The sequence below is a fragment of the uncultured Capnocytophaga sp. genome, from assembly GCF_963525585.1.
Lineage (GTDB): Bacteria > Bacteroidota > Bacteroidia > Flavobacteriales > Flavobacteriaceae > Capnocytophaga.
Window position 1 is genome coordinate 51,977 of the sequence record NZ_CAURLX010000002.1, and the last position, 25,601, is coordinate 77,577.

At 35.1% G+C, this 25,601-nt stretch carries 17 protein-coding genes; 9 read left to right on the forward strand and 8 right to left on the reverse strand.

The genetic code is table 11. The features are described from left to right. Positions 1-49: 49 nt before the first annotated feature. Positions 50-1,540 carry a sugar-binding protein gene (locus RYK20_RS01045; RefSeq protein ID WP_314894092.1) on the reverse strand — a complete coding sequence of 497 codons (1,491 nt, stop codon included), beginning with the start codon at positions 1,538-1,540 and terminating at the stop codon, positions 50-52. Between the two features lie 647 nt (positions 1,541-2,187). On the opposite strand from RYK20_RS01045, the gene mrdA reads away from it, so the two are divergent. The 5 genes from mrdA (at position 2,188) to RYK20_RS01070 (ending at position 11,289) form a co-directional block, all read left to right on the forward strand. After that, the gene (mrdA, locus tag RYK20_RS01050) at positions 2,188-4,053 is read left to right on the forward strand and encodes a penicillin-binding protein 2 (protein ID WP_314894093.1); all 1,866 of its coding nucleotides are present in this window, start codon (positions 2,188-2,190) and stop codon (positions 4,051-4,053) included. An 8-nt stretch (positions 4,054-4,061) separates the two neighbouring features. Continuing rightward, entirely contained in the window at positions 4,062-5,327 is a 1,266-nt protein-coding gene (rodA, locus tag RYK20_RS01055) for a rod shape-determining protein RodA (protein ID WP_297978335.1), read from the forward strand. Between the two features lie 185 nt (positions 5,328-5,512). Then, entirely contained in the window at positions 5,513-7,663 is a 2,151-nt protein-coding gene (locus RYK20_RS01060) for a prolyl oligopeptidase family serine peptidase (protein ID WP_314894094.1), read from the forward strand. A gap of 42 nt (positions 7,664-7,705) precedes the next feature. Continuing rightward, the gene (locus tag RYK20_RS01065; RefSeq protein WP_314894095.1) at positions 7,706-9,856 is read left to right on the forward strand and encodes a prolyl oligopeptidase family serine peptidase; all 2,151 of its coding nucleotides are present in this window, start codon (positions 7,706-7,708) and stop codon (positions 9,854-9,856) included. Positions 9,857-9,984: 128 nt separating this feature from the next. After that, a complete protein-coding gene (locus tag RYK20_RS01070) occupies positions 9,985-11,289 on the forward strand; it encodes an NAD-dependent succinate-semialdehyde dehydrogenase (protein WP_314894096.1) in 1,305 nt (434 codons plus the stop codon). A 688-nt stretch (positions 11,290-11,977) separates the two neighbouring features. Here RYK20_RS01070 and RYK20_RS01075 read toward each other — a convergent pair. The 4 genes from RYK20_RS01075 to trpS all read right to left on the reverse strand — a co-directional run bounded on the left by RYK20_RS01075 (position 11,978) and on the right by trpS (position 17,968). Next, positions 11,978-13,369, reverse strand: a complete 1,392-nt coding sequence (locus tag RYK20_RS01075; protein WP_297978331.1) for an arginine decarboxylase — start codon at positions 13,367-13,369, stop codon at positions 11,978-11,980. Positions 13,370-13,743: 374 nt separating this feature from the next. Beyond that, on the reverse strand, positions 13,744-14,928 hold the full coding sequence (locus RYK20_RS01080) for an OmpA family protein (protein ID WP_314894097.1): 1,185 nt from the start codon (positions 14,926-14,928) through the stop codon (positions 13,744-13,746). Positions 14,929-15,064: 136 nt separating this feature from the next. After that, positions 15,065-16,981 (reverse strand): LysM peptidoglycan-binding domain-containing protein, encoded by a 1,917-nt coding sequence (locus RYK20_RS01085; protein ID WP_314894098.1) that lies wholly within the window; start codon positions 16,979-16,981, stop codon positions 15,065-15,067. Between the two features lie 12 nt (positions 16,982-16,993). After that, positions 16,994-17,968, reverse strand: coding sequence for a tryptophan--tRNA ligase (gene trpS / locus RYK20_RS01090; protein WP_314894099.1), 975 nt, complete (start codon positions 17,966-17,968; stop codon positions 16,994-16,996). Between the two features lie 132 nt (positions 17,969-18,100). On the opposite strand from trpS, the gene smpB reads away from it, so the two are divergent. From smpB to RYK20_RS01105, 3 genes are all read left to right on the forward strand, one after another. Beyond that, entirely contained in the window at positions 18,101-18,568 is a 468-nt protein-coding gene (gene smpB, locus RYK20_RS01095) for an SsrA-binding protein SmpB (protein WP_297978807.1), read from the forward strand. A 14-nt stretch (positions 18,569-18,582) separates the two neighbouring features. Next, positions 18,583-19,287 (forward strand): methyltransferase, encoded by a 705-nt coding sequence (locus RYK20_RS01100; protein WP_314894100.1) that lies wholly within the window; start codon positions 18,583-18,585, stop codon positions 19,285-19,287. A gap of 239 nt (positions 19,288-19,526) precedes the next feature. After that, on the forward strand, positions 19,527-21,635 hold the full coding sequence (locus RYK20_RS01105; RefSeq protein WP_314894101.1) for a TonB-dependent receptor: 2,109 nt from the start codon (positions 19,527-19,529) through the stop codon (positions 21,633-21,635). 102 nt (positions 21,636-21,737) lie between these two features. Here the strand turns inward: RYK20_RS01105 and RYK20_RS01110 are convergent, their stop codons facing one another. From RYK20_RS01110 to greA, 3 genes are all read right to left on the reverse strand, one after another. Then, positions 21,738-23,546 carry a lysophospholipid acyltransferase family protein gene (locus tag RYK20_RS01110; protein WP_314894102.1) on the reverse strand — a complete coding sequence of 603 codons (1,809 nt, stop codon included), beginning with the start codon at positions 23,544-23,546 and terminating at the stop codon, positions 21,738-21,740. A 202-nt stretch (positions 23,547-23,748) separates the two neighbouring features. Next, positions 23,749-24,138, reverse strand: a complete 390-nt coding sequence (locus tag RYK20_RS01115; RefSeq protein WP_297978824.1) for an HIT family protein — start codon at positions 24,136-24,138, stop codon at positions 23,749-23,751. Between the two features lie 12 nt (positions 24,139-24,150). Beyond that, positions 24,151-24,624: a transcription elongation factor GreA gene (gene greA, locus RYK20_RS01120; RefSeq protein ID WP_297978884.1), complete on the reverse strand. Its 474-nt coding sequence runs from the start codon at positions 24,622-24,624 to the stop codon at positions 24,151-24,153. Positions 24,625-24,943: 319 nt separating this feature from the next. Between greA and RYK20_RS01125 the strand changes: the two genes are divergently transcribed. After that, complete coding sequence (locus RYK20_RS01125) at positions 24,944-25,597, forward strand: porin family protein (protein WP_314894103.1); 654 nt, start codon at positions 24,944-24,946, stop codon at positions 25,595-25,597. Positions 25,598-25,601 lie beyond the last annotated feature (4 nt).

The window sequence follows — 25,601 nt, forward strand, 5'->3', positions numbered from 1 at the left end:
AATTCTATTACCCTTTATCAATCAGTTAATAATAATTAACAAATAATAATTATCTATAATATTCTATCGTACGTTCTGTAATATAAGTAGCCTTACCATCAGCATACTGGGTTAGTTTTACCCAATTTTTATGTTCATCTAGCTTGAACTGCTGTACTAATTTGGAAGTAAGCTCTCCTTTAGGATTAAAAGTTTTGGTCTCAATCAGTTCTCCTAAGCCATTATAAAGAAACTTAATAACAAAAGCCAAACTTCCATTAGTATTACGGACTTGTTGTTCTATTTTATTTCCAGCCTCATCATATTTGTAAATACTCTTCTGGATAAGTTCTCCATAAGAATCATATTCAGCACGTTCTGTAAGTAATCCCTTTGCATCATAAGTATGAGTTGTTCTCTGTACTATACTATTATCCTTATCATAGTTGATACGTTCTATTTCATTCCCTCTTTTATCATACTTATATACATATCGGAACAATGGTTTCTTATCTATATCTATGCTTTTTACTTCAATGATTCTTCCTTCCGCATCATAAGTATAAGCATCCTTTTTCCAGAAGTTACCAAAGCTATCATATTCGTCAGTAGTTAAGAGCTTGGGGTTGGGTAGCTCATCATAAGAAGGTTCCTTATTACTAATAGCTTTAGTTTCTACTTTATCAGGAACTGCAGCTGTAGTAGAATAAGATTTGCGATTCTCCTGAGCATCATATACACTTACTTCTGTACGATTTCCTTTGTTGTCATATGCATACTGAAATCTTTTCCATAAAGCTCCTTTTACATTAATCTCATCTTCAATAATACTATTAACTTTCTCAGGAGCAATGAGTTCAGTAAAATACTCTTCTTTTTGTTCTACTTTCCCTTTATCATTATACTGCCAAGTACATTTGTAAGCGGTTTGGTTCTTAATAGTAATCACTTTCTCAAGCATATTATTATTAGCATCATAACGATAGGATTCTCTTGAAAGAAGGTTTGCTTGTGGATCAAAACTATCTTTTTCTACAATATTTCCTCTGTTATCATAACGATAAACATAACGCCATAGAAGAGTTCCTTTCTTATCATAAGAAGCTTCTTCTGTTTTTTGTCCTTTCTTATCATATCGATAGGTTACACGACCTCGGAAGCCTTCTTCTCCTTTCTGAAGAGCTTGCGTAACAGTTTTCACCTCACGAGAAGGATCTTTCTTAGGAGCTATATTTTCCTCCTTTCTTCCTTCATATGAATATTTTTTAGTATACCACACACTTCCATTGGCGTAGTAAGCAATTCGTTCTGTGATATTTCCTTTTTTATCATAAAGAGTAAGGAAATTATCCATTCCACGAGCTACTTCACCTTTCCCAAAGTGTCCTTCTCCCTTATCCAGAGCCTTGTAAGTGGTGATACGAATACTCTTAACTGGTCCCGACAGGGTGTTCTTGTATTCTTTTTTATCAGAATCCTGAGCAAAAGTAAGTGTTGCGATGCTCAAGAAAGAAAAGCAAAAAATCTGTTTTGCTTTGAAAAAATTTGTTCTAATAATCATTGACTTTTTATTTTTAAAATACAAAAAATTTTAGGTTAAAGATAAAAATTGCTTTTATTTTTTGTACTCTTGTGGTATCTTGAACTGTAAAAAAGGAGAATTACTTCTCCTCTTTTAAGACACCCCTAACATAAGTAAGGTGAATCTGCTTAATGGATATAAAATCATCTATTAAAATTTTTTGCAAATATACAATTTATTTTTATTCTTACAATATCCTAAAAAATATTTTAAACATATTTTAACTTTAAAAATAAATTTTTTGTTACAAACAAACAATTATTAATTAATAATATGAAAATAAAAATATTTTTAATAGTTTTCAACATCCAAAAGAACATAAACAACAAACTATTTTATTTATTAAATATGTTAAATATAGTTTATTTTACAAATAATTTTAAAATGATAAACTCGAAAAATACTAATATAATATTCAAAAGTATTTTATTTGTTCCAAGAAAAATTATTTGATAAGCAAATTTAAATCTTTTAATAAAACCTTTTGTGTGTTATATAAAAAGCCCTATCAAATATAATGCCATTTTTTGTAATCTCATCTAAATTCGCAAATATTTTGCAAAAAAATAGCTTTATTCAAATATTATTATGTATTTTTGCCTCGACAAAAACAGTCTCTTTCAATAATGAAAAAACTATTTCTTCCACTAATTATTACCATAGCAACCTTTTCTTTACTAGCAAGGCTCTTTTACTTGCAAATTATTGTAAAAGAGCAAAGTAAAGACAGTATTGCCAGTGATATAGCGATAGAAGTAGCCTATGATTATCCTCAAAGAGGATATATATATGATCGTAACGGAAAACTACTGGTAACCAATCAGTCTGCTTATGACATTATGATTGTTCCTCGTGAAGTAAAGGCTATGGATACTCTGGAGTTTTGCAATATGGTAAATATTAGCAAAGAGCAATTTCTTACCAATTTTGAAAAAGCAAAGAATTATTCCCCCCGTAAGCCTTCGGTTTTTGTAAGCCAGCTATCTAAGGAAGAATTTGCTCCTCTACAAGAAAAATTACGAAAATACCCAGGATTCTTCGTTCAGAAGCGTTCATTACGCCATTATGAAACTTTCAGTGGTGCCAATGTACTGGGATACATCAGTGAAGTGAATGACTGGGAACTCAAGAACAACCCTTACTACCTAGCAGGAGAAATTATAGGAAGACAAGGAGTTGAGAAACAATATGAGGATTTCCTAAGAGGAAAAAAAGGAGTAAGATACCTACAAAAAGACAAATACAATCGAGTAATCGGTTCCTATAAGAATGGTATTTATGATACACTTCCCATTGCTGGAAAATCCTTAGAACTGACCCTTGATGAAGAACTACAAACCTATGGAGAGATGCTAATGGAATGCAAGCGAGGAAGTATTGTAGCCATTGAACCTAAAACGGGTGAAATCCTCGCACTGGTTTCTGCTCCATCCTATGACCCAAACTTATTAGTAGGAAGAAAACGTTCTGAAAATTACACACTTCTATATAATGACTCCATTGCCAAACCATTATTCGATAGAGCTTTATTAGCAGAATACCCTCCCGGTTCTACTTTCAAGCCCTTTACTGCTCTTCTAGGCTTAAAAGAAGGGGTAATGACTCCTCAAAGCCTTGTGTCCTGTAGTGGTGGCTATCATTATGGTTCCCGTACAATGAAGTGCCACCATCACGCTTCTCCTCTGGATATGGCTCACGCTATTGCCAATTCCTGTAATGCCTATTTTGCCGTTGAATACCGTAAAATTATTGAAAAATACAAATCTCCTTCTCAAGGAATTACTGCTTGGAATGAGGACTTAAAGAGTTTTGGGTTTGGAACATTCCTAGGTAGTGATTTCCCTATTGGTAGAAAAGGATATATTCCCGATGCGGCTTTCTATAACAAACAATATGGAGAAAATGCTTGGGCTGCTACCTATAATATCTCCAATGGAATCGGGCAGGGAGAAGTATTAGTAACTCCCTTACAGCTTGCCAATGGTGTAGCCGCTATCGCTAACAAAGGCTACTTCTATACACCACATATTGTTAGAAAAATTGATGGAAAAACAACTCCTTTTTCCCAATTTACAGAAGCTAAACAAACTCATATTGACCCTAAATATTTCGATGCAATTCTACAAGGGATGCATATGGCTTATACAGGGGGAACTGCACGTGGAACTCAGATAGATAGCATCAGTGTAGCTGCCAAAACAGGAACTGCTGAGAACTATGTCCGTATCAATGGAAAAAGAATGCAACTGACTGACCATTCCATCTTTATGGCATTAGCTCCTGTAGAGGATCCTAAGATTGCTATTGTAGTAATTGTAGAAAATGGATATTTTGGAGCACGTATTGCAGGACCTATCTGCTCACTGATGATTGAAAAATATCTAACTAAGAATATCAAACGAAAAGACCTAGAAAAGACAATGCTTGAGAAAAGCCTAGAAGAGGAATATGCTAAACCTTATTCTGGTCGTCCTTTCTCTATTAACAAATAAGATTCTCTATGCTGAAACACTTAGACTGGATTTGTGTACTATTATATTTTTCCTTAGTAGGAATTGGTTGGATGTGTATCTATGCGACAGGTTATAATCCTGAAACAACACATCTATTAGACTTCTCTCAGCACGCTACTAAGCAGCTGTTTTTCATCAGTACCAGTCTGATTTTTATCTTATTTATTTTAGCTATAGAACCTCGTTTTTATGAAAATTCAGCCGAAGTTTTTTACTTCATTGCTATGCTTCTTCTTGCGGGAGTACTTATCTTTGGGAAAACAATCAATGGTGCCAAGGCTTGGTATGCAATAGGTCCCATTACTCTACAGCCTGCGGAATTTGCCAAAACAGCTACTGCCATTCTTTTTGCAAAGCATCTGAGTTATTTACAAACTGATATTCGGCATTTCAAAGACTTACTCTACACCCTGCTCATTATCCTAATTCCTTGTGCTTTAATTATTCTACAGCCAGACCCTGGTAGCACTCTTGTATATGGTTCTTTTATCTTTGCCCTCACACGAGAAGGGATGAGTACTTCCTTTGTTTTCCTCTTACTTTTATTCCTTGGAGTATTTCTCTCTACTTTAAAGTTCGGAATAGGAAATACAATTACTTCCTTTATTTTCCTAACACTTGTTTTCGGATATTGGGTAAAAAAACGTAAGGGACATATTCCTTATAAGAATATGATTCTTCTGGTTATTATTTGTGTTATTACTGCTTTTTCTGCTAATTTTGTCTTCTATAAAGTCTTCAAACAGCATCACCGAGACCGATTCAGTCTTTGGTTAAGATTAGAAAACGAAATCACTGATAGCCAAACACTTCGACAAACCGTTGCCTATAACACTCTCCAAGCCGAATCAGCTATTTCCTCTGGAGGTCTCTCTGGAAAAGGATTCCTTGAGGGAACTCTTACCAAAGGAAATTTTGTTCCTGAACAACATACTGATTATATATTTACTACTTTAGGAGAGGAATGGGGATTCTACGGAACCTCGTTGGTAACCTTACTTTTTGCAATTCTTTGCTTAAGGATATGGTACTTAGCAGAGATTCAAAAAAGCAAATTCTATCGTATCTATGGCTATTGTGTAGCCTCTATCTTCTTTGTACATTTCTTTGTCAATATCAGTATGGTTATAGGAATTATGCCTACTGTAGGAATCCCTCTCCCTTTCTTTAGTTATGGAGGTTCAGGGCTATGGGGCTTCACTATGCTCTTATTTATTTTTCTAAGATTAGCAATGAATAAAGAAAAACATTAAAAAAACACATTTTTTTTAGGTGTTTTCAGAAAAAATTCGTAAGTTTGTCTCATTATATCAAGTAAAATGATATTTTTTACTTTTATTAACACTACTTCTTGCCTATAAAAGAATTTTCTGAGAATAACTTTTGGGCAAGGTATTGGTACTAAAATGTGCATAAAACATCTAATTTGGTTATATCTATGAGACATTTTTTTATCCCTATAGGTTGCCTGCTTGCCCTCTCTGCCTGTCAGGACAATCCTAAAAAAGAAGAAGCTCAAGAAGCTTGGGAAAAGCTCTCCTATCCACAAACGCAACAGAAAGTGGTAGAAGATGACTATTTTGGAACGAAAGTAAGCGATCCTTATCGTTGGCTTGAAGATGACCAAAGTCCTGAAACAGAGAGCTGGGTAAAAGCTCAGAATGAAGTTACCTTTGGATACCTTCATTCTATCCCTTATCGCAATCAAATAAAAGCACAAGCAGAAAAGCTCTGGAACCACGAACAACTTACAGCCCCTTTTGATATAGGAGAGGATACTTATTATTACAAAAATAACGGTTTACAAGACCAAGATGTCCTCTACCGAAAGAACAAAGAGGGTAAAGAGGAAGTTTTTCTAGACCCCAATACATTTGCTTCCGATGGGACTACTTCTCTTGCAGGAGTGAATTTTACCAAAGATGGTTCTATGGTATGTTATCTCATTTCTGAAGGAGGAAGTGACTGGCGAAAAGCAATTGTTCTTGACACTAAAACCAAAGAGCAGATAGGAGATACCATTGTCAATATTAAGTATTCAGGAGGTTTTTGGTACAAAAATGAAGGTTTTTACTATTGTAGCTATGATAAACCTAAAGGAAGTGAACTTTCTGAAAAAACGGATCAAAACAAACTCTATTACCATAAAATAGGCACTCGTCAAAGCGAAGACAAGCTCATCTTTGGAGGTACTCCGGAAGAGAAAAATAGATATGTGGGAGGTTATGTATCCAATGACGAGAATTATTTGATTATCCGAGGAGAAGAAACTACTTCTGGAGGAAAACTATGGCTCAAAGACCTTAGAAAACCTAATAGCCCTCTTATCACTATCCTTAATGACTATTCTTCTGATACTTTTGTTCTTTCTATCAAGGGAGATAAGCTCTACTTACAAACCAACCTTAATGCCCCTAATGGAAAAGTAGTTGTTACTGATATTAAGAATCCCACACCTGAACACTGGAAAGATCTTATTCCTGAAACTGAAAATGTACTTACCCCTGTAGTGGCTGGGAATTATATTTTTGCTCAGTATATGATTGACGCTATTTCCGAAATTAAACAATATGACTTTGAAGGAAAATTTCTTAGAGAAATCAAGCTTCCTTCTATAGGGACAGCTAGTGTAGAGAGTGCTGAGGAAAAGGATACAGAAACATATTTTACTTTTGAGAATTACTATACTCCTCTAAGTATCTATAAATTACATTTAGAAACAGGAAAAACCGAACTCTACTGGGCTCCTAAAATAGACTTTAATCCTAATGACTTTGAATCCAAGCAAGTATTCTATACCTCCAAAGATGGAACCAAAGTTCCTATGATCATTACCTACAAAAAAGGGACTCCACTGGATGGAACTGCTCCTGCTACTCTCTATGGATATGGAGGGTTCAATATCAGTTATACTCCTTGGTTCTCAATTCCTTATGCTGTATGGATGAACAATGGAGGTGTCTTTGCGGTAGCTAATATCCGTGGCGGAGGAGAATATGGCACTAAATGGCACGATGCGGGTACGAAATTCCAAAAGCAGAATGTGTTCGATGACTTTATTGCTGCGGCAGAATATCTAGTAGATAAACATTATACTTCTAAGGAAAAACTAGCTATCAAAGGAGGTTCCAATGGAGGCTTACTTATTGGAGCTGTAATGACCCAGCGCCCTGATCTGATGCGAGTAGCCTTACCTTATGTAGGAGTAATGGATATGCTTCGTTATCACAAATTTACCTCAGGGGCTGGATGGGCTTATGATTATGGTACCTCTGACGACAGTAAAGAGATGTTTGAATACTTGTACAAATACTCTCCTGTACATAATGTAAAAGATGGTACTTGTTATCCTGCTACTCTTGTCTTTACTGGAGATCACGATGATCGTGTAGTGCCTGCTCATAGCTTTAAGTTTGCAGCCCAATTACAAAGCAAACAAGCCTGTAAGAACCCCGTACTTATTCGTATTGAGACCAATGCAGGACACGGAGCAGGTACTCCTGTAAGCAAAATTATTGACCAAATTGCGGACTGGCAATCTTTCTCTCTATGGAATATGGGATATAAGAAACTCCCTAACGAGAAATAGTTCTTTTTATACTAATATGCTAACAAATTAATTATACTACTTATGAGACATTTTTTTATCCCGCTTGGTTGCTTGCTAGCACTTTCTGCTTGCCAAGAGAATCCCAAGCCCAAAGACACCGATTCTATGAAAAACGAATTCAACTACCCTCCTACCAAAGAAGAAGTGGTAGAAGATGATTACTTCGGCACAAAGGTAGCTGACCCCTACCGATGGCTTGAAGATGACAAAAGTGCAGAAACTGCTCAATGGGTAAAAGAACAAAGTCAATTCACTTCAGATTACCTAAAGGCGATTCCTTACTTAAATACTATCAAAGACCAACTTTCCAAATTATGGAATTACGAAAAGGCAGGAGCTCCTTTTGTAGAAGGAGATTATACCTATTATTACAAAAATAACGGCTTACAAGACCAAAGTGTTCTCTACCGAAAAGATAAAGATGGTAAAGAAGAAGTATTCCTTGATCCTAATACTTTTGCTGCCGATGGTACTACTTCATTGGCTAGTATCAATTTTTCTAAGGATGGTTCCCTAGTATGTTACCTTATCTCTGAAGCTGGTAGTGATTGGAAGAAAGCCATTGTTCTTAATGCTAAAACCAAAGAACCTATAGGTGATCCTATCGTAGATGTAAAATTTGGAGGAGGTGCTTGGCGTGGTAATGAAGGTTTCTATTATTCTTCTTATGACAAACCTCAAGGAAGCCAACTCTCTGAAAAAACAGATCAAAACAAACTCTATTATCACAAGCTTGGCACTTCCCAAAAAGAAGATATACTTGTATTCGGTGGCACTCCAGAGGAAAAAAATCGTTATGTAGATGGTTATGTAACTGATGATCAAAGGTTTTTAGTAATCTCAGGAGCTGATGCTACTTCTGGTAACAAACTATTTCTTAAGGATTTAAAGAATGAGAAAGCTCCCTTAATAACTATCCTTGGAGACTTTTCATCTGACACCTATGTAATTGATACAAAAGGAGATAAGCTATATCTATATACCAACCTTAATGCTCCTAATGGAAAAGTAGTTGTTACTGATATTAAGAACCCTACTCCTGAACATTGGAAAGACCTTATTCCTGAAAATGAGAATGTGCTAGACGTAATCACCGCTGGAGGATATATCTTTGCCAAATACACTGTAGCCGCCCTTACTGAGGTGAAGCAGTATGACTTTACTGGTAAGTTTATCCGTGATATTAAGCTCCCTTCTATAGGAGTTGCAGGAGGCTTCTCTGCCAAGGAAAACCAAAAGGACACTTACTTCTGGTTCACCAATACTTATACTCCTACAAGCATCTATAAGTTAAATATAGAAAGTGGAAACTATGAGCAATATTGGAAACCTGCTATCAACTTTAACTCTAATGAATACGAATCCAAACAGGTGTTCTATACCTCTAAAGATGGTACTAAAGTACCTATGACTATCACTTATAAGAAAACAACTAAGCTTGATGGTTCTGCCCCTACCCTACTTTATGGCTATGGTGGATTCAATGCTATTACTTCTCCTTACTTCGGAGTAAGTATCGCCGTATGGATGAATAATGGTGGTGTATATGCTACTGCTAACATCCGTGGTGGTGGTGAATATGGTAAAAAATGGCACGATGCGGGTACTAAATTCCAAAAACAAAACGTTTTTGATGACTTCATTGCCGCTGCCGAATATCTTATCAAAGAAAAATACACTTCTTCTGAAAAATTAGCTATCAAAGGAGCTTCCAATGGTGGTCTATTGGTAGGAGCCGTAATGACTCAGCGTCCAGATCTTATGCGCGTTGCCTTTCCTGATGTGGGTGTAATGGATATGCTTCGTTACCACAAATTTACTGCTGGTGCTGGTTGGGCTTATGATTATGGGACTTCCGATGACAGCAAAGAAATGTTTGATTATTTGTACAAATATTCTCCTGTTCACAATGTAAAAGAAGGTACTTGCTACCCAGCTACTATGGTATCTACTGCTGACCACGACGACCGTGTGGTACCTGCCCACAGCTTCAAGTTTGCTGCTCAATTACAGAAAAAACAAGCTTGCAAAGATGTTCCTGTGCTTATCCGTATAGAGACCAATGCCGGACACGGAGCGGGTACTCCTGTTAGTAAAATGATTGAACAACACGCTGATGAACAATCTTTTGCTCTGTGGAATATGGGATACAAAGAATTACCAAATAAATAAATTCATCTTGGCTAATAAATAACTGTTTTTTTAATGCCAATAATGATTAACGTCGATGATAAATTATTAAATCATTACAGGTCGTTAGCATTATTGGCATTAATAATTAATTTCTAACAACTAAAAAAATGTCTATTACAATAGAAAAAGCTCTTACATCAGTAAGCGAAATGGAAAATGCTTACCATACTTGGAGAATGTACCCATTGGCTTCACGCAAAGAAATCATCATTCATATAAAGGAAAAACTCCTCACCCACACTGAACTCTACGCTAAAGCTATTACTACTGATATGAATAAGCCATTAGCACAATCTATTGCTGAAGTAAAGAAATGTGCTAGTCTCTGCGATTATTACTTATCTCATATTGACAATTTTCTCCAACCTCAATCTCTACAAAGCAATTGGACAGAAAGTTATGTAATTTTAGAACCCTTAGGAGTTCTCTTAGGAGTAATGCCGTGGAACTTTCCCTTCTGGCAGGTATTCCGTGTAGCTATCCCAAACCTACTATTGGGAAATGTACTGGTAATAAAGCACGCTTCCAATGTTCCCAGCGTAGCAACATTATTAGAAGAAATCTTCTTTGATGAGTCTTTAGGTTTCCCTATCTACAAAAACCTACCTTTGCCCAGCCAGCATATAGAATCCATTATTGCGCATCCAGCTATCAAAGGAGTTACCCTTACTGGAAGCGAACCTGCGGGAAGATCTGTAGCACAATGTGCAGGCAAGCACCTAAAAAAATCTGTATTAGAATTAGGCGGAAGTGCTGCTTTTATTGTTTGTAAAGATGCCGACCTTACAAAAGCAGTGAATACTGCTGTTAATGCTCGTATGCAGAATGCAGGGCAGAGTTGTATTGCAGGCAAGCGAATCTTAGTTCAAGAATCCATAGCTCAGCCTTTTATAGAAGCCTTTACCGAAAAGGTAAAAGCTCTTAAACAAGGCGACAAATACGACCTCAGCACTGAGATAGGAGCTATGGCACGAGAAGACTTAGCTATAGAAATAGAAGATATGGTACAAGAAAGCCTTGCTGAAGGAGCTACCCTTCTATGTGGAGGTAAGCGTACAAAATCCTTTTACGAGCCTACCGTCCTCACTGGAGTCACTCCTACTATGCGGGTTTTTAGGGAGGAAACCTTTGGTCCTGTAGCAGTTATCACTACTTTCAAAGATTTTGAAGAAGCAATCACCCTGAGCAACCAATCTGATTTTGGCTTAGGAGTAGCTATTTTCTCCCAAAATGTAGATTTTATAAAATCACAAGTATCTCGCTTTGAGGAAGGCGCTGTATATATTAACGAAATGCTTATCAGTGACCCTCATTTACCTTTTGGAGGTATCAAAAACTCAGGATATGGGCGCGAACTTTCTCACTTTGGTGTATTAGAATTTGCTAACATCAAAACTGTGGTAGTAAAGTAATCCTCTCTAACAAATTTTGTAGCTCAATGTTCTGATATATAAAATATTAGGCTCCTTATATGAAAAATTCTCTTTTTAAAATAATTACAACCATCGAATAAAAAAATTATCATACTTACAATCATAGCTATTATCTTATATTTTTAGTTCATTCCTGCTATATGTAGAGAAAGAAAATGAGATAGAGATGAATAAAAATTACCAAATGTGTTATAATACGACTGACATAAAATTCCTATATGATGATTTCTATTTTGATTTTACTGATAGAATAAAAGATAGTGATTTCCAAGGAACACAAATACTTCATATTCACCATCATACGAAGAACACTTCATTTATAAATTATAAAATTGATGTAGATAGAATAATTATAAATAGCAACGAAATAGATTTAAAGACACAAGATACAATTAAAATCATCACAAAAGACTCTATTTTCACTCTCAGAGACTTTAGAAATTACAGCAGATATGGAGGAAAAAAATTTCTAGAATGTAATTTTGGAAGTTGTATTATAAATAACAAGAAAAGAATTTGTCAAGATATAGGAATTTTTATGTACAGTAATCTTGGTAATTTTTAAAATATATTTAAAAATTTATATGACAAAATATTTAAAAACAATAAATTACATCAAAGAATCACCTAAGATGCAATTTATTGTTTTTATAAAATTTAAATATTCTTAATAACCCAATATTTTAAGCATATCTTCTGCTTTTTGTTGTTCTAAAAATAAATGGGAAGTGATTTCTCCATTCTTATCCTTATCTATAAGAACAATTTTAGGCTGTGGAATCAAGCAGTGCTGTAGCCCTCCTACCCCTCCTATGGAATCTTGATAAGCCCCTGTATTAAAGAACCCTATATATAAAGGTTTGTTTTTATTATACTTAGGTAAATAGATGGCATTCATATTTTGTTCGCTATTGTAATAATCATCTCCGTCACAGGTAAGCCCCCCTAGTAATACACGTTCGTACTCATCATTCCAACGGTTAATAGGAAGTAATACAAAACGTTTGTTAATTGCCCAAGTATCAGGAAGCGTTGTAATAAAAGAAGAATTAATCATATTCCATTTTTCTCGGTCATTTTGTTGTTTCTGATACATAATCTCATAGATAGCTCCTCCTGCTTCTCCTACAGTAAAGCTCCCAAATTCAGTAAAAATATTAGGAACAGGTACCTTCTCTTGATCACAGGCAATTTTTATCTGGCGGATAATCTCATCCACCATATAAGCATAGTCATACTCAAATGCCAATGAAGTTTTGATAGGGAATCCTCCTCCTATATTCAAGCTATCCAGTTCTGGAGCCACTTTCTTAAGCTGAATATATACCTTAAGACACTTAAGAAGCTCATTCCAATAATAAGCATTGTCCTTAATTCCTGTATTGATAAAGAAATGTAATAGCTTAAGGGTTACTTTCTTATTATCTTTAATTTCCCTATTATAGAAAGGAAGAATATTCTTATAACCAATTCCTAAGCGACTTGTATAGAATTCCGAACGAGGATCCTCCTCCGAAGCTATCCGAATTCCTATATTATAGGAACCCTTTACTTTCTGATCAAAAAGATTAATTTCTTCATAATTATCAATAATAGGCATACAACGATCATATCCTTTATTGATAAGATCTGCGATACCATCTATATAACCATCACGCTTAAAACCATTACAAAGAATATAATTCTCTTTACTTAAAAGCCCTTCTTGAATCAAATTATTGATAATATTAATATCAAAAGCTGAAGAAGTCTCCATATGAATATCATTCTTAAGAGCTTCTACCATTACGTGCTTAAAGTGAGAACTCTTAGTACAATAGCAGTAGTTATATACACCCTGATACTTATGTTTCTTGATAGCCTTTTCAAACCAACGCTTAGCACGCTGGATATTCTCTGAAATTCTTGGCAAATACATAAACTTCAAAGGAGCACCATACTGGCGTACTAGCTCCATTAGGTCTATATTATGAAAACGAAGCTCATCTCCTTCTAGAGTAAATTCATCTTGAGGAAAATAATAAGTCTGATCTATTAAATCTATATATTTATTTTTCATTTTATTTTACGTATTTATTCTTTTTAAATTAAGGTATAAGTTTATTTATTATAGGTAAAATAAAATTCAGATTCTTAAGGGTGCATACTTCCTATCCATTTTCTGGTAAAAAGACCTTATTTTTGAAATATAAAAGAGGAAAAAATCTCTGCACAAGTAAGCTTGTAAAGAGTTTTTTATAGAAGAAACAAGTGAGGGAGGCTCAATGAGTTTTCTCATTATGGCTACAAATTAAGATATAAGTAATATACAAAAATAACAACTCCAAAATGAGTGCAAATATACTACTTTTCTTTAAAATATAAGAAAAAAAGAAGAAAAAAAAACCGCCAAAAAATGACGGTTTTTGTAATAAAATTATAAATAATATACAATTATTTTAATTCGAAAGTTGCTCTACGAGCTAACTGACGTGCATTAGCAGCCTTTGCATTTACAGTCTTGTCTTCTCCTTTTCCTTCAAAAGAAAGCTTAGAAGCATCTACTCCTCTATCTACTAGTAATTGTTTGATTACTTCAGCTCTCTTAGCAGAAAGTTTTTGGTTGTAATTTTCTCCACCTAGCTCATCGGCATATCCTACTACTTTCACATTAGCACCTGAATTTTGTTTTAGGTAGTTAGCTACGAAATCAGCAGCCCACAAAGAAGATTTCTGAGGAGCAGAAGAATTATAATCAAAGTATACATTGATATATCCTTTTTCGATAAGTTCGCGAGCAGAATCACCTGAAGTGTAATCTTGTTTTTGTGCATTAGCTAAGTTACCATATTTCTCATTAAGATAGTTTTCCACTTCATCAGGAATACGGTTTCCGTTTCTATCATTCATCTTATCTTCTTTATCATCTAATCTCTTAGCTAAAGAAGCTACATCACTTTCTGCTTTTGCTAGACGTTCTTCAAGTTTTCCATCAGTAACTTTTCCTCCATCACTGTACCAGTCAGCATGTACTAGGTTACGTCCTAGTGCAATTTGTAGACCTACAGTTCCTGTAAAGTTTGATCCTTGGAATCCTCTCTTAGTAGTAGTAGAAAGTCCTTCAAAAGTTCTATTTTGTTTTGTATAGAAATATACAGAACCATCAAATAATAGAGTAACTCGGTTGCTCAAACGTATTTGAGGAGTAAGACCTAAAGTAATAAAAGCTAGGTTATCTGCTTTACTAAAATTATCTCCACTAAGCTGCCCTACTCCTACACCTCCGTGTAATAGTAATCCTAAATCACGAGTCCAATCTTCAAATGAAAGTACACGTCCTACATTAGCTACTGCTTGTAGGTTCACATTCCATAGATTTGATTCAAATTTAGGAGTATCTTTTTTCTCTTTAAAAGTTTCATACCCTCCTCCTAATCTTAAACCAAATTTGTTATTGAACATATAACGAACACCTCCGTTAGCTGTCCAAAGGTTTGGTGTTGCAGTCGTATATCCTGACGCAAATCCATAGGTAGGTTTGTTAACACCTCCATTTACATCTATAGACCATTTGTTGTATTCTTGAGCATTTGCACTCAAGGCTACTAAAGCTGTTAAAGCTAAAATTTGCTTTCTCATAAATGTGATTTTAAATTAATAATCAAATTTCATTAAACGTATAATGGTGCAAAGGTAATATTTTTTTTCAAATCAGAAAAATATTTTCCTATTTTTTTCTTTAAAATTCTTTTTTTATGATTTATTAATTTATAATTTAATAAATTTCAGTTACTTCTAAGTCTTCATACCTAAGAATATATACCCCTTGGTTCTCATAACCACCTCCTTTATGAGAGATTTTTATATATTGAAACTTATTCTCTTGGTAAGAAGTCTCCCCTAAGTTAGCTTCCTTAAGAAAATTTCCTTCTAAGCTAGTTCGTAATACAGCATCCATTGTTAGGTCAAAACCTCGGAAGGCATACTTTGTAGGAGAAGTCTTATAAGTCTTGTAATATTTCTTGATAAAAGAATTACTCTCTCCAGCATATCTATTGGCTGCAGGATAAGTAAATTTTAGAGCCGACAGCTGTGTATTAGAGATACTATTGTGGTCATAAGCATCTCCTTTTTCTAGGGTTGCCATAATAATATTATAGTTTCTGTTCCTTCCTGATATTCCTGCTACATTATATAAAATACGAATAGCATCAGAAAGGAATACAACATCATCGGAAGAGACAAAAACTATATTAGTTGCTTCTTTCACGAGTGCCTTTTGAATTCCTTGTATATTATCTACACTCTTAGCTTGTGAAAAAGAAGAAAGCAATTTTTCATTTAAATCCTTGCTCTTAGTATCAGAAAGCAGTACTATATTAGCATCAGGGTATTTCTGATTAATAAAACGAATCATCGTTTGTTGTTGTATATCACCCGTGGGAACTGTCTGGAATACATTGGGTCGCAGTTCTATATTTTTATTTGAAAGAGGAGCCAATAGAGCTGTATTATCAGAAGAAATTACTTCCGAAAGAGCATTAAAAGCTGAAGGAGAAAAGGGTCCTATAATCACCTGAGAATTTTTCAATCCCTCACTAGAAGAAATAGCCTTTACACCTTGTACACTTCCATTACTATCATATACATTTACTGTAAGAGAAAAACCCATTTTTTGCAAGGAATCTAAAGCGATAAGTGCTCCTGAATAGAAATCAGCTGCAATGGCAGTAATTTTTTCTTTCTGTAGTTTGGTCTTAATATCTACAATATTTCCTGATTTAAGTGTATTTACACGAAAAGGTAACACATAAGAAAGCGTTTTACTGTTTACTGGATGCATATCTGCTTTTACTTTAGGATTTGCATCTACTGCATTAGCAAGCCCTGTTTGAGTTACTGCAGCCAAAGTAGCTACATAATCCATAAAATTATTTTTAGGAATCCATATTTGTGACTCTAGCTTAATGCCATCCTTAAGTTCTGGATTCAGTTTTTCCAATTCTTTCTGTGAAAGTCCGAACTTGCGTTCTAAGCTCATAAAACCTTCACCTCTCTCTACCTGATAGAGTACCAAATCCTTACTACTATTTGCCTCTGGGGTTCCTGTTTTTCCTACAGGCACCCATATTTCCATTCCTTCTTTTAGTGGATTAGGTATATTCGGATTCAATTTTTCTAAAGCTTCTTGGGTAATACCATAGTTCTGAGCAATACGCCATATGCCCTCACCTGGTTTAACTACATACTTTGTAAGCCCTTCTTTTCCTTTTACAATATCTTTAGGAGTTTCCCTATAGAGAGGAATTGTAAGTTCTTGCCCTTTTGAGAGTTCCTTTTTATAAAGAATGATATTATAACGGCGTAGGTCATCTTGGGAGATTCCATACTTTTGAGCCAGTCCGTATAAGGTTTCTTTTTCCTTAACAATGTGTTGCTCAAAACCTGTAGGCTGTTTCTTACTGAAATAAGCCACTTCATTTCCTGGAATCACCAATAACATTCCTTTTTGCAATCCTTTCTCTAAGGAGGGATTTAAGGTTTTTATATCATTGGGAGATACTCGGAATACTTTGGCTATTCCCTCCAATGTGTCTCCATCCTTAACAGTATAACTGTGATGTTGTTTCGGTTGTGCCCAAAGAGAGATGCTTATTACACTTGCCAGTAATAAATATAGGATTTTTTTCATTTGTTTTTGTTTTTATCTTAGATAACCTAATTTTTCTCGTACTCGTTCTAAAGTTTGTTTAGCTACTAAGGAAGCCTTTAATGCTCCTTTTTTCAAAATTTCATCTAATTCTTCTTGATGATCCATATAATAAGAAAATCGTTCCCTAGGAATAGCAAATTTCTCTAAAATAAGCTCATAAAGTGCTGTCTTTGCGTGACCAAAGCCATAATTTCCTCCTCGATAGTTTTGCTCCATCTCTCTAGTCTGTTCTGGTGATGCCAGAAGTTTATAAAGACGAAATACATTACAAGTATCTGGATTCTTAGGAGCCTCCAAGGGTGTACTATCTGTAGGAATAGACATTATTTGTTTCTTTAACTCCTTAGCTGGCAAGAAGATATTAATGTAATTATTCCGTGATTTACTCATTTTTTCACCATCTGTTCCAGGAATAATCATAATCTGCTCATTAATACTTTCTTTAGGAAGTACAAAGGTTTCTCCCATCTGATAATTAAAACGAGAAGCTACATCTCGAGTAAATTCCAAATGCTGTAACTGGTCTTTGCCTACTGGGACTACTTGAGCATCATATAGAAGGATATCTGCTGCCATTAGCATAGGATAGGTGAAGAGCCCTGTATTCACATCACTAAGTCTATCTGCTTTATCCTTAAAAGAATGGGCTAGCATCAGCCGCTGATATGGAAAGAAGCAAGCCAAGTACCACGCTAGTTCAGCAGTTTCTGGTACATCACTTTGTCTATAAAAAGTTACTCGTTCATAATCTAACCCAAAAGCAAGCCACGTAGCGGCTACTTCATAGGTGTTTTTTTTCAACACAGTGCCATCTTTTATCTGAGTCAGTGAATGCAAATCTGCTATGAACAGAAAAGAATCATTTTCTGCCTTTTTTGCCATTTCTAATGCTGGTAAGATTGCCCCTAATATATTTCCTAAGTGAGGAGTGCCCGTACTCTGTATTCCTGTAAGTACTCTTGCCATAGCTATTTTCTTCTTAAATATTCTTATAAGGTGCAAAAGTACAATTTTTAATTCACATAAAAACCTTTTTTACATAAAAATAACGTATCTTTGCGCCTGTATATAAAAACTAAAATTTTATTCCCTTTAGCTATGCAAAACAAACAAAATAATATCAATATACAGAATAAACGTGCTCGCTTCGAGTATGAGATTCTGGACAAATATACTGCTGGAATTGTCCTAAAAGGTACTGAAATCAAGTCTATACGGCTTGGAAAAGCCTCCATTGCTGAAAGCTTCTGTGAATTTTCCGAAAAAGGAGAACTTTTTGTTATCAATATGACCATTGAAGAGTATGCTTGGGGAACTTATTACAACCATAAGCCTAAGAGTGAACGAAAACTTTTATTAAAGAAAAAAGAACTCCGAAAGCTCCATAAGGAAGTAAAGAATACAGGGCTTACCATTGTCCCCTTACGCGTTTTTATTCAGGAAAATGGACTAGCAAAAATAGAAATTGCTCTTGCTAGAGGTAAAAAAATGCACGATAAACGTGAAACAATCAAAGATAGAGACAACAAACGCCAATTGGATCGTATAAAAAAGGCTTTTAAATAGAAAAATGGTAAAAAATGTTCCATTTTAAAGAATTTTCTATCATTCAGGAGGTGTCTTCTATGAAAGTAGGGACTGACAGTGTAATTTTAGGAGCCTGGACTCCTGCCTATGAACCACAAAGAATCCTTGATATAGGGGCTGGAACAGGAATTCTATCCCTGATGATGGCTCAGAGATTCCCAACAGCTTCTATCCATTCTATAGAAATAGACCCTGAGACCGCAGAAGAATGTAAGCAAAACATTACCCTCTCTCCTTGGAAAGAACGAATCAGTGTTTTCCAGATGGATATTAGGAATTTTTCACCCTCTTCTACTAATAATTATGACTTAATTCTCTCCAATCCTCCTTTCTTCTCCGAGGATACACACTCTCCTAATCAAAAACGTTCATTAGCTCGTGCGAACGATTCTCTTCCTTTTGCTCAGCTCTTAAGCTGTGTAAGTCGGCTTCTCTCTCCTCAAGGGACTTTTTCCGTAGTAATTCCTTATAAAGAAGAAGCCTCTTTTCTTCAAGAAGCTCTACATTTTTCCTTATATCCTTATAAGAAACTCTATTTGAAAGGAACATCCTCCTCCCCTATCAAGAGGAGTTTTCTGTTACTTTCCCGCCAACAAGTAACACAAATTCTCACAAAACTACTTATTGTAGAAAAAGAGCGCCATCAATATACTGAAGAATATCAAGAACTTACCAAAAATTTTTATTTAAAATTCTAAAATTATTCTTAATTTCTTTTTTTATTTCAAAAGAAATCGTAATTTTGCACCATCTCAAAGGGGTGCTGTAAAAAGCTGAGATTATACCCATCGAACTTGGGCTGGTAATGCAGTCAAAGGAAAAATAAAGTCTAATTACTATATTTATAGGGCTTATTTTTGCATCTGGGTAGCAAGAATAAGCCTTTTTCGTAACTAACAAATAACGACCTCTTTTATTTGTAAAAATTTATTTTACAATGAAAAATGTTTTGTTATGTGGAACATTGGCATTTTCAATTTCTTCTATTGCCCAAAATGTATCCGCAAGCAAGGATTCTCTTCCTGAGAACCCAATCCGCTTAGATGCTATTGTCATCGAAGCAATCCGTGCAAAAGAGAACACTCCTGTAGCATTCTCGAATGTCTCCAAAAAAGAAATCCAAAAGAAAAATGCCGGACAACAACTTCCTATGCTCTTAAATCATCTACCCAACGTAGTCTCCTACTCGGAAGATGGAATTGGTTATGGAGACTCCTACTTGTATATCCGCGGGAACGATACTTACCGTACCAATGTAACTATTAATGGAATCCCTTACAATGACTCCGAATCACAAGGAGCTTTCTTTTCTAATTTATCCGACTTTGCCGCTTCAGCTGAAAGTATCCAAGTACAACGTGGAGCAGGTACTTCTACCAATGGAGCTGCAGCTTTTGGAGCAAGTTTGAATGTGATGACCGATGCTATATCAGAAAATCCCTATGCTGAAATTGCCAATTATTTCGGTTCCTACAATACACATAAGCACTCTATAAAACTTTCTACAGGAAAACTCAATGAGCGATTTGAAGTAAAAGGAAATTTTTCTAAGATCAATACTAATGGCTATATAGACCGTGCTTTTTCAGATCTCAAATCCTATTTCTTACAAGGAGCTTATAGTGATGAACATACTTTGATAAAAGGGCTTATATTTGGCGGTAAAACAAAAAGTTATCTCACTTACAAAGGAATTACTGCTGAACAATTGGAAAAAGATAGAAGATACAATCCCGCTGGAAAATATACTGATAATGGACAAACACGCTTCTATGAGAATGAGACTAATAACTACCAACAAGACCACGCACAGCTACACTGGACTGAAAAATGGAATCCTTATTGGCATAGTACTCTCTCCTTCCACTATACTAAAGGACGTGGCTACTGGGAACAAATGGATAATTGGGGAGATACAAGAGGAAATTTTGTAATTCGCTATCAGTTAGACAATGATTTTTATGGTAGTGTATTTTCTATTAATTATCATAAAAACACTGTTGATTTTATATTAGGAGGTGCAGCCAATGTGTATGAAGGAAATCACTATAATGAAACCCTCTGGGCTCAAAATGCAGGAACAACTTATAAACAAAGTAGTACTCCTGTTTATGGAAACAAAAAAGAAGGATCTGCATTTGTTAAACTCACCTGGCAGGTAGTTCCCAAATTAAGCCTTTTTGGAGATATCCAATATAGATATGCTCATTTCAAATCTTACCTAAAAGAAGTAGATTTTAACGAAATAGAACCTATGCTAAATCCTAAAGCAGGAATGAACTACTACTTGAATCCTAACAATACTTTCTATTTCTCGTTTGCTCACGTAACTAAGGAGCCTAATCGAAATGATTATAAAAATTATGGAGAAAACAAAAATAATGGAGCAGAATTTCCTAAAGCGGAGAGCCTCAATGACTTTGAATTAGGATGGCGATACAACACTGAAAAAGTAAAACTCAATGCTAACCTATACTATATGCTTTATAAAGATCAGTTAGTACTCACAGGAAATCTTAATAAAACGGGTTATCCTATACGTCGCAATAGTGGGGAAAGCTACCGTGCAGGTATAGAAGTTGATGCCCAGATACTACTCAGCTCTCAATGGCAATGGAGACCCAATGTATCTTATAGCCAAAATAAAAATATTGACTACAAGATCAGTGATCCTAACCACCCCAACCAATTTTTGAACTTAGGAAATACCGAAATTTCCTTCTCTCCAAGCTGGGTAGCAGGTAATACACTTACCTTCATACCTATTGAACATTTCCAAATAAGTCTTGTTTCTAAATATATAGGGGAACGATACCTCACCAACGAGAATCAGGATAATGCTAAGTTGGAAAGTTTCTTAGTACATTCTCTCCAGCTCTCTTATGAACTGTTACCTAAGAAAGTATGTAAGTCAATATTATTTACTGTAGTAGGAAATAACCTATTGAATAAGAAATATGTGGCTCACGGAAGATACAAAAATAAACCTTTATACTTCCCTGCCGCTGAAGCCAATGGTATAGTTGGAATTACTCTATCTTTCTAATTTTCAAGTTCATATTTTTTTGTTCTCACTCTTTTTAAAATAAGAAGTCGCTCCTTTCAGGAGCGACTCTTTATTCTATATCTTAGTTTTCATCTTAGTATCCTATAACTCTCCCCGTTCCAGTTGAGATTGAAATTCCTCAATTGCTGGTTTTATGGTACTTTCGGGCAAGTCATCTATTCGGATATACATAAGTCCATCCACAGCATTATTAAAGAGAGGATCTACATTGAACGCTATTACTTTTGCATTCTGCTTGATATACTTCTTAATCAATACTGGTAAGCGTAAATTACCTGGTTCCAGTTCATCAATAATTTTATCAAATTTATTGAGATCTGATTGAGTTTCATCAAAAATAAAATCCTTATCTACATCTTTGAGCTTCACCTTATATTCTTTCTTAGGTTTTACATATTGCGCTATATAAGGGTCATAATAATTGGATTTCATAAACTCTATCATCAGAGATTTTGAGAAATCCGAAAACTGATTGGATATGCTCACCCCTCCTAGCAAATATTTATGCTCAGGAAAGTGTAAAGTAGTGAGTGCAATTCCCTTCCAGAGAAGGAACAGAGGCATTGGTTTCTGCTGGTATTCACTCACAACAAAAGCCCTCCCCATCTCAATAGTCTGTCGCATCATAGTATGGAGTTCTGGCTCAAAACGGAAAAGACTATGGGTATAGAAACCATTAATACCATAAAGGTCAAAAAAATCACTTCCCAAGCCCATTCGATAAGCTCCTACAATACGCTTGGTATCACTCTCCCAAAGGAAAAGATGACGATAATAGGTATCATACTCATCTAAATCTATTGAAAGATTAGTTCCCTCTCCTACTTCCCTAAAAGTAAGCTCACGAAGCCTTCCTATTTCATGAAGAATATTAGGAATATCCTCTGCCTTTGCTAAGAATATTTCATATTCCTTATGCTGGAGCAGGCGAGTCGTTTTCTTAGCACGTAACACCTCTACTTCTTTCTCTAAAAGTTCTGATGCTATAGGAGGTGCTATTTCTTGAGGATCTTTGTTAGTTATCTTGGTTGCCCTTATCATTGAAGCAAAAGGCTTAAAATGCTTCTTCTGTTCATAGGTATTAGAGAGCAAATAGGTTTTTCTTCGTAGAAAATTAGAAAATTCATACAAATCTTCTATTTCATCTTGTGTTTTAGGCATTATAGGTCGACCCACTCGTATCCGAATGGTCTTATTCCTTTGTGAAAGTAACTCAGAAGGAAGCTTTGCCGTACGTAAAGTATCACTTTGCTTAGCTAATTGATAGAATAGAGAACTATTCTTAGCGTGAAAATAGATTGGAATGATAGGAACATTCGCTTTTTTTATCAGTTTGATAGCGGATTTATCCCACGTTTTATCTACATAAATTCCTCCACTGAGCTGAGTAGAGACTTCTCCTGCAGGAAATATACCTAAAGGCATTCCTTCTCTAAGGTGGTTTATTGCTTGCTTGAATCCTGCTACACTTGAGAGGGCTTCCTTATGATGCTCAAAAGGATTCACCTGAAGGATATAAGGTGAAAGAGGTGCTATCCGTGAGAGAAGAAAATTTGCCATTATCTTATAATCAGGCCGTTGCTCTATAAGAAGTTTCAATAATAAGATACCATCTAAGCCTCCTAAAGGATGATTGGAAATAGTAATAAAAGCTCCCTCCTTGGGGATTTTTCTCAAATCTTCTTCTGGAATCTCATAATGCACTTTGAATTCCTTCAGAAGAGCTTCCAAGAATTCTACTCCCTGCAGATGCTTATTCCGATCGTAAATCTTGTTCAAAGGTGCCATACGTAATAAGTGCAAAAGCCCCCATCCCACAGAAGTACCTACAAATCCTAATTTGTCTAATTTTATCGCTTTGGCAAGTTCTTTTGCTGTAATTAATCCCATAGAGCATTGGTTATTAATAAGAATATCCTTGATACTGATAGCTTTAACTTATTCAAGTATTTATTAGGTTCTAGAATGCAAATATAAGAATTTTTTATCAATTTTACTCCAATTCTTTACTTTTTTGCAAAAAAACACATTCTTGCCTTAAATATCTTAAGCAAGAATGTGTTTTGCTTATATCGTTAATTTAAATCTAATTTTATAAAAAAGATTTTATATGCTCAGCCAATTGCTCAAATTCCTCTGGAGTGAGGCTTACTTTCTCTTGAAATGTCATCTCGGCCATTCGGCTGATAGGTATCAAGTGAATATGAGCGTGATGTACTTCAAGCCCTACTACAGCCATTCCTACACGCTCACAAGGTACTGCCTGCTCAAGAGCTTTAGCTATTTTCCTTGCAAACTGTAGAAGATGTGTGTATAAATCTTCCTCAATATCGAATATTTTATCTATTTCTTTCTTAGGAATACACAATGTGTGCCCTTTGGCATTAGGATTGATGTCTAAGAAAGCGAAACAATGTTCATCCTCCGCTATTTTATAACAAGGAATCTCTCCATTGATAATTTTTGTAAAGATAGAAGCCATTTATTCTTAGTTTTATCGGGTTATCTCAATAATTTCCATCTGAAGAGTTCCATTAGGCACCTTTATCTCAGCTATCTCACCTACAGACTTACCTAGTAAACCTCTTCCTATAGGAGAACTTACCGAAATTTTCCCTGCTTTGAGATCTGCTTCACTTTCTGCCACTAAAGTATAAGTCATTATGGCATTATTTGCTTTATTCTTAAGCTTTACAGTTGAAAGAATTAATACTTTAGAGGTATCCAGCTGAGATTCATCTATCACACGTGCATTGGCTACAAGTTCCTCTAATTTAGCTATTTTAAGTTCTAACAAACCTTGAGCTTCCTTGGCTGCATCATATTCTGCATTCTCAGAAAGGTCTCCTTTATCTCGTGCTTCTGCTATTGCTTGAGAGGCTTTAGGGCGCTCTACATCTCGTAATTGGTCTAGTTCTGCTTTAAGGTTCTTCAAACCTTCTTCTGTATAATAAGCTACTTTCATAATCTATTTATTTTTCAGTTTAATAAATCAATAAAAAAAACGACACTTCAGCAAAGAATAATGAATTGTTTTCCATAATTTTTCCTTACCGAAATGACTTAACTCATAAAAAATCAGCCTTGTAGCATTTCACCCAAGACTCCTTTTTACCAAGTGCAAAGATACAAACTTAATTTCATTTTGCAAGCAAAAGTTCTTATTTTTTCACTTTATTTATTTTTTGCTTTATTTTAAGAATTAACTTGTTAAAAAGATTTTTTTACTATCTTTTATATTTTTATTACATTTGCACACTATTTACAAACCTTTATTTCAATATTCAATGAAAAAATATCTCTTTTTCCTCTTGTGTAGTTTCTTCTGTAAGGCTCAAGAATTTGACTTAGGCTTAAAGGGAGGTCTTAGTTATGTCTCCTTACGAGGGAACACCTCTGAGGTATCTTCCTTCAAAGGTAAAATGGGGGCTTATGTAGGAGGCTACGGACAACTTTTCTTGGGAAGAGTCTTCTCTCTACAACCTGAGATACTTTTCTCTCGGCAAGGAGCTAAATGGGAACGTACGGATTTGCTTCCCAATGGAGATGTCTATGTAACCTCTATGAATACGGATTATATCAATGTTCCTATTCTTGCCAATATACATCTACACGAAAAATATAGCTTACAGATAGGACCTCAATTTGGTTTTATGGCAGTAAAACCTGAGATTGGTGCTGAAGAACCTCTCTTTAATGGAAGTAATTATCTAGATAAGAATATCTACCGCACTTTTGACTTTGCCATCTCTATAGGGCTGAAAGTTCGCTTGACAGATGAACTCTTTGGAGAACTTCGTTACACTAATTCCTTAACCAATTTATTCAACAAAGAAGCTCCTGCTCTAGAGAGTGCCAACTTCAGTAATAATAATACTTTCCGTCACACCTGTTTTTCCTTAGGTATCGCTTATCGCTTAAAACAACTTACCATTTTTTAATTCA

Bases quoted from the DNA above. Each gene is read 5' to 3' on its own strand.
- RYK20_RS01045 (WP_314894092.1), bottom strand. From the start codon at position 1,540: ATGATTATTAGAACAAATTTTTTCAAAGCAAAACAGATTTTTTGCTTT.
- mrdA (WP_314894093.1), top strand. From the start codon at position 2,188: ATGAAAAAACTATTTCTTCCACTAATTATTACCATAGCAACCTTTTCT.
- rodA (WP_297978335.1), top strand. From the start codon at position 4,062: ATGCTGAAACACTTAGACTGGATTTGTGTACTATTATATTTTTCCTTA.
- RYK20_RS01060 (WP_314894094.1), top strand. From the start codon at position 5,513: ATGAGACATTTTTTTATCCCTATAGGTTGCCTGCTTGCCCTCTCTGCC.
- RYK20_RS01065 (WP_314894095.1), top strand. From the start codon at position 7,706: ATGAGACATTTTTTTATCCCGCTTGGTTGCTTGCTAGCACTTTCTGCT.
- RYK20_RS01070 (WP_314894096.1), top strand. From the start codon at position 9,985: ATGTCTATTACAATAGAAAAAGCTCTTACATCAGTAAGCGAAATGGAA.
- RYK20_RS01075 (WP_297978331.1), bottom strand. From the start codon at position 13,369: ATGAAAAATAAATATATAGATTTAATAGATCAGACTTATTATTTTCCT.
- RYK20_RS01080 (WP_314894097.1), bottom strand. From the start codon at position 14,928: ATGAGAAAGCAAATTTTAGCTTTAACAGCTTTAGTAGCCTTGAGTGCA.
- RYK20_RS01085 (WP_314894098.1), bottom strand. From the start codon at position 16,981: ATGAAAAAAATCCTATATTTATTACTGGCAAGTGTAATAAGCATCTCT.
- trpS (WP_314894099.1), bottom strand. From the start codon at position 17,968: ATGGCAAGAGTACTTACAGGAATACAGAGTACGGGCACTCCTCACTTA.
- smpB (WP_297978807.1), top strand. From the start codon at position 18,101: ATGCAAAACAAACAAAATAATATCAATATACAGAATAAACGTGCTCGC.
- RYK20_RS01100 (WP_314894100.1), top strand. From the start codon at position 18,583: ATGTTCCATTTTAAAGAATTTTCTATCATTCAGGAGGTGTCTTCTATG.
- RYK20_RS01105 (WP_314894101.1), top strand. From the start codon at position 19,527: ATGAAAAATGTTTTGTTATGTGGAACATTGGCATTTTCAATTTCTTCT.
- RYK20_RS01110 (WP_314894102.1), bottom strand. From the start codon at position 23,546: ATGGGATTAATTACAGCAAAAGAACTTGCCAAAGCGATAAAATTAGAC.
- RYK20_RS01115 (WP_297978824.1), bottom strand. From the start codon at position 24,138: ATGGCTTCTATCTTTACAAAAATTATCAATGGAGAGATTCCTTGTTAT.
- RYK20_RS01125 (WP_314894103.1), top strand. From the start codon at position 24,944: ATGAAAAAATATCTCTTTTTCCTCTTGTGTAGTTTCTTCTGTAAGGCT.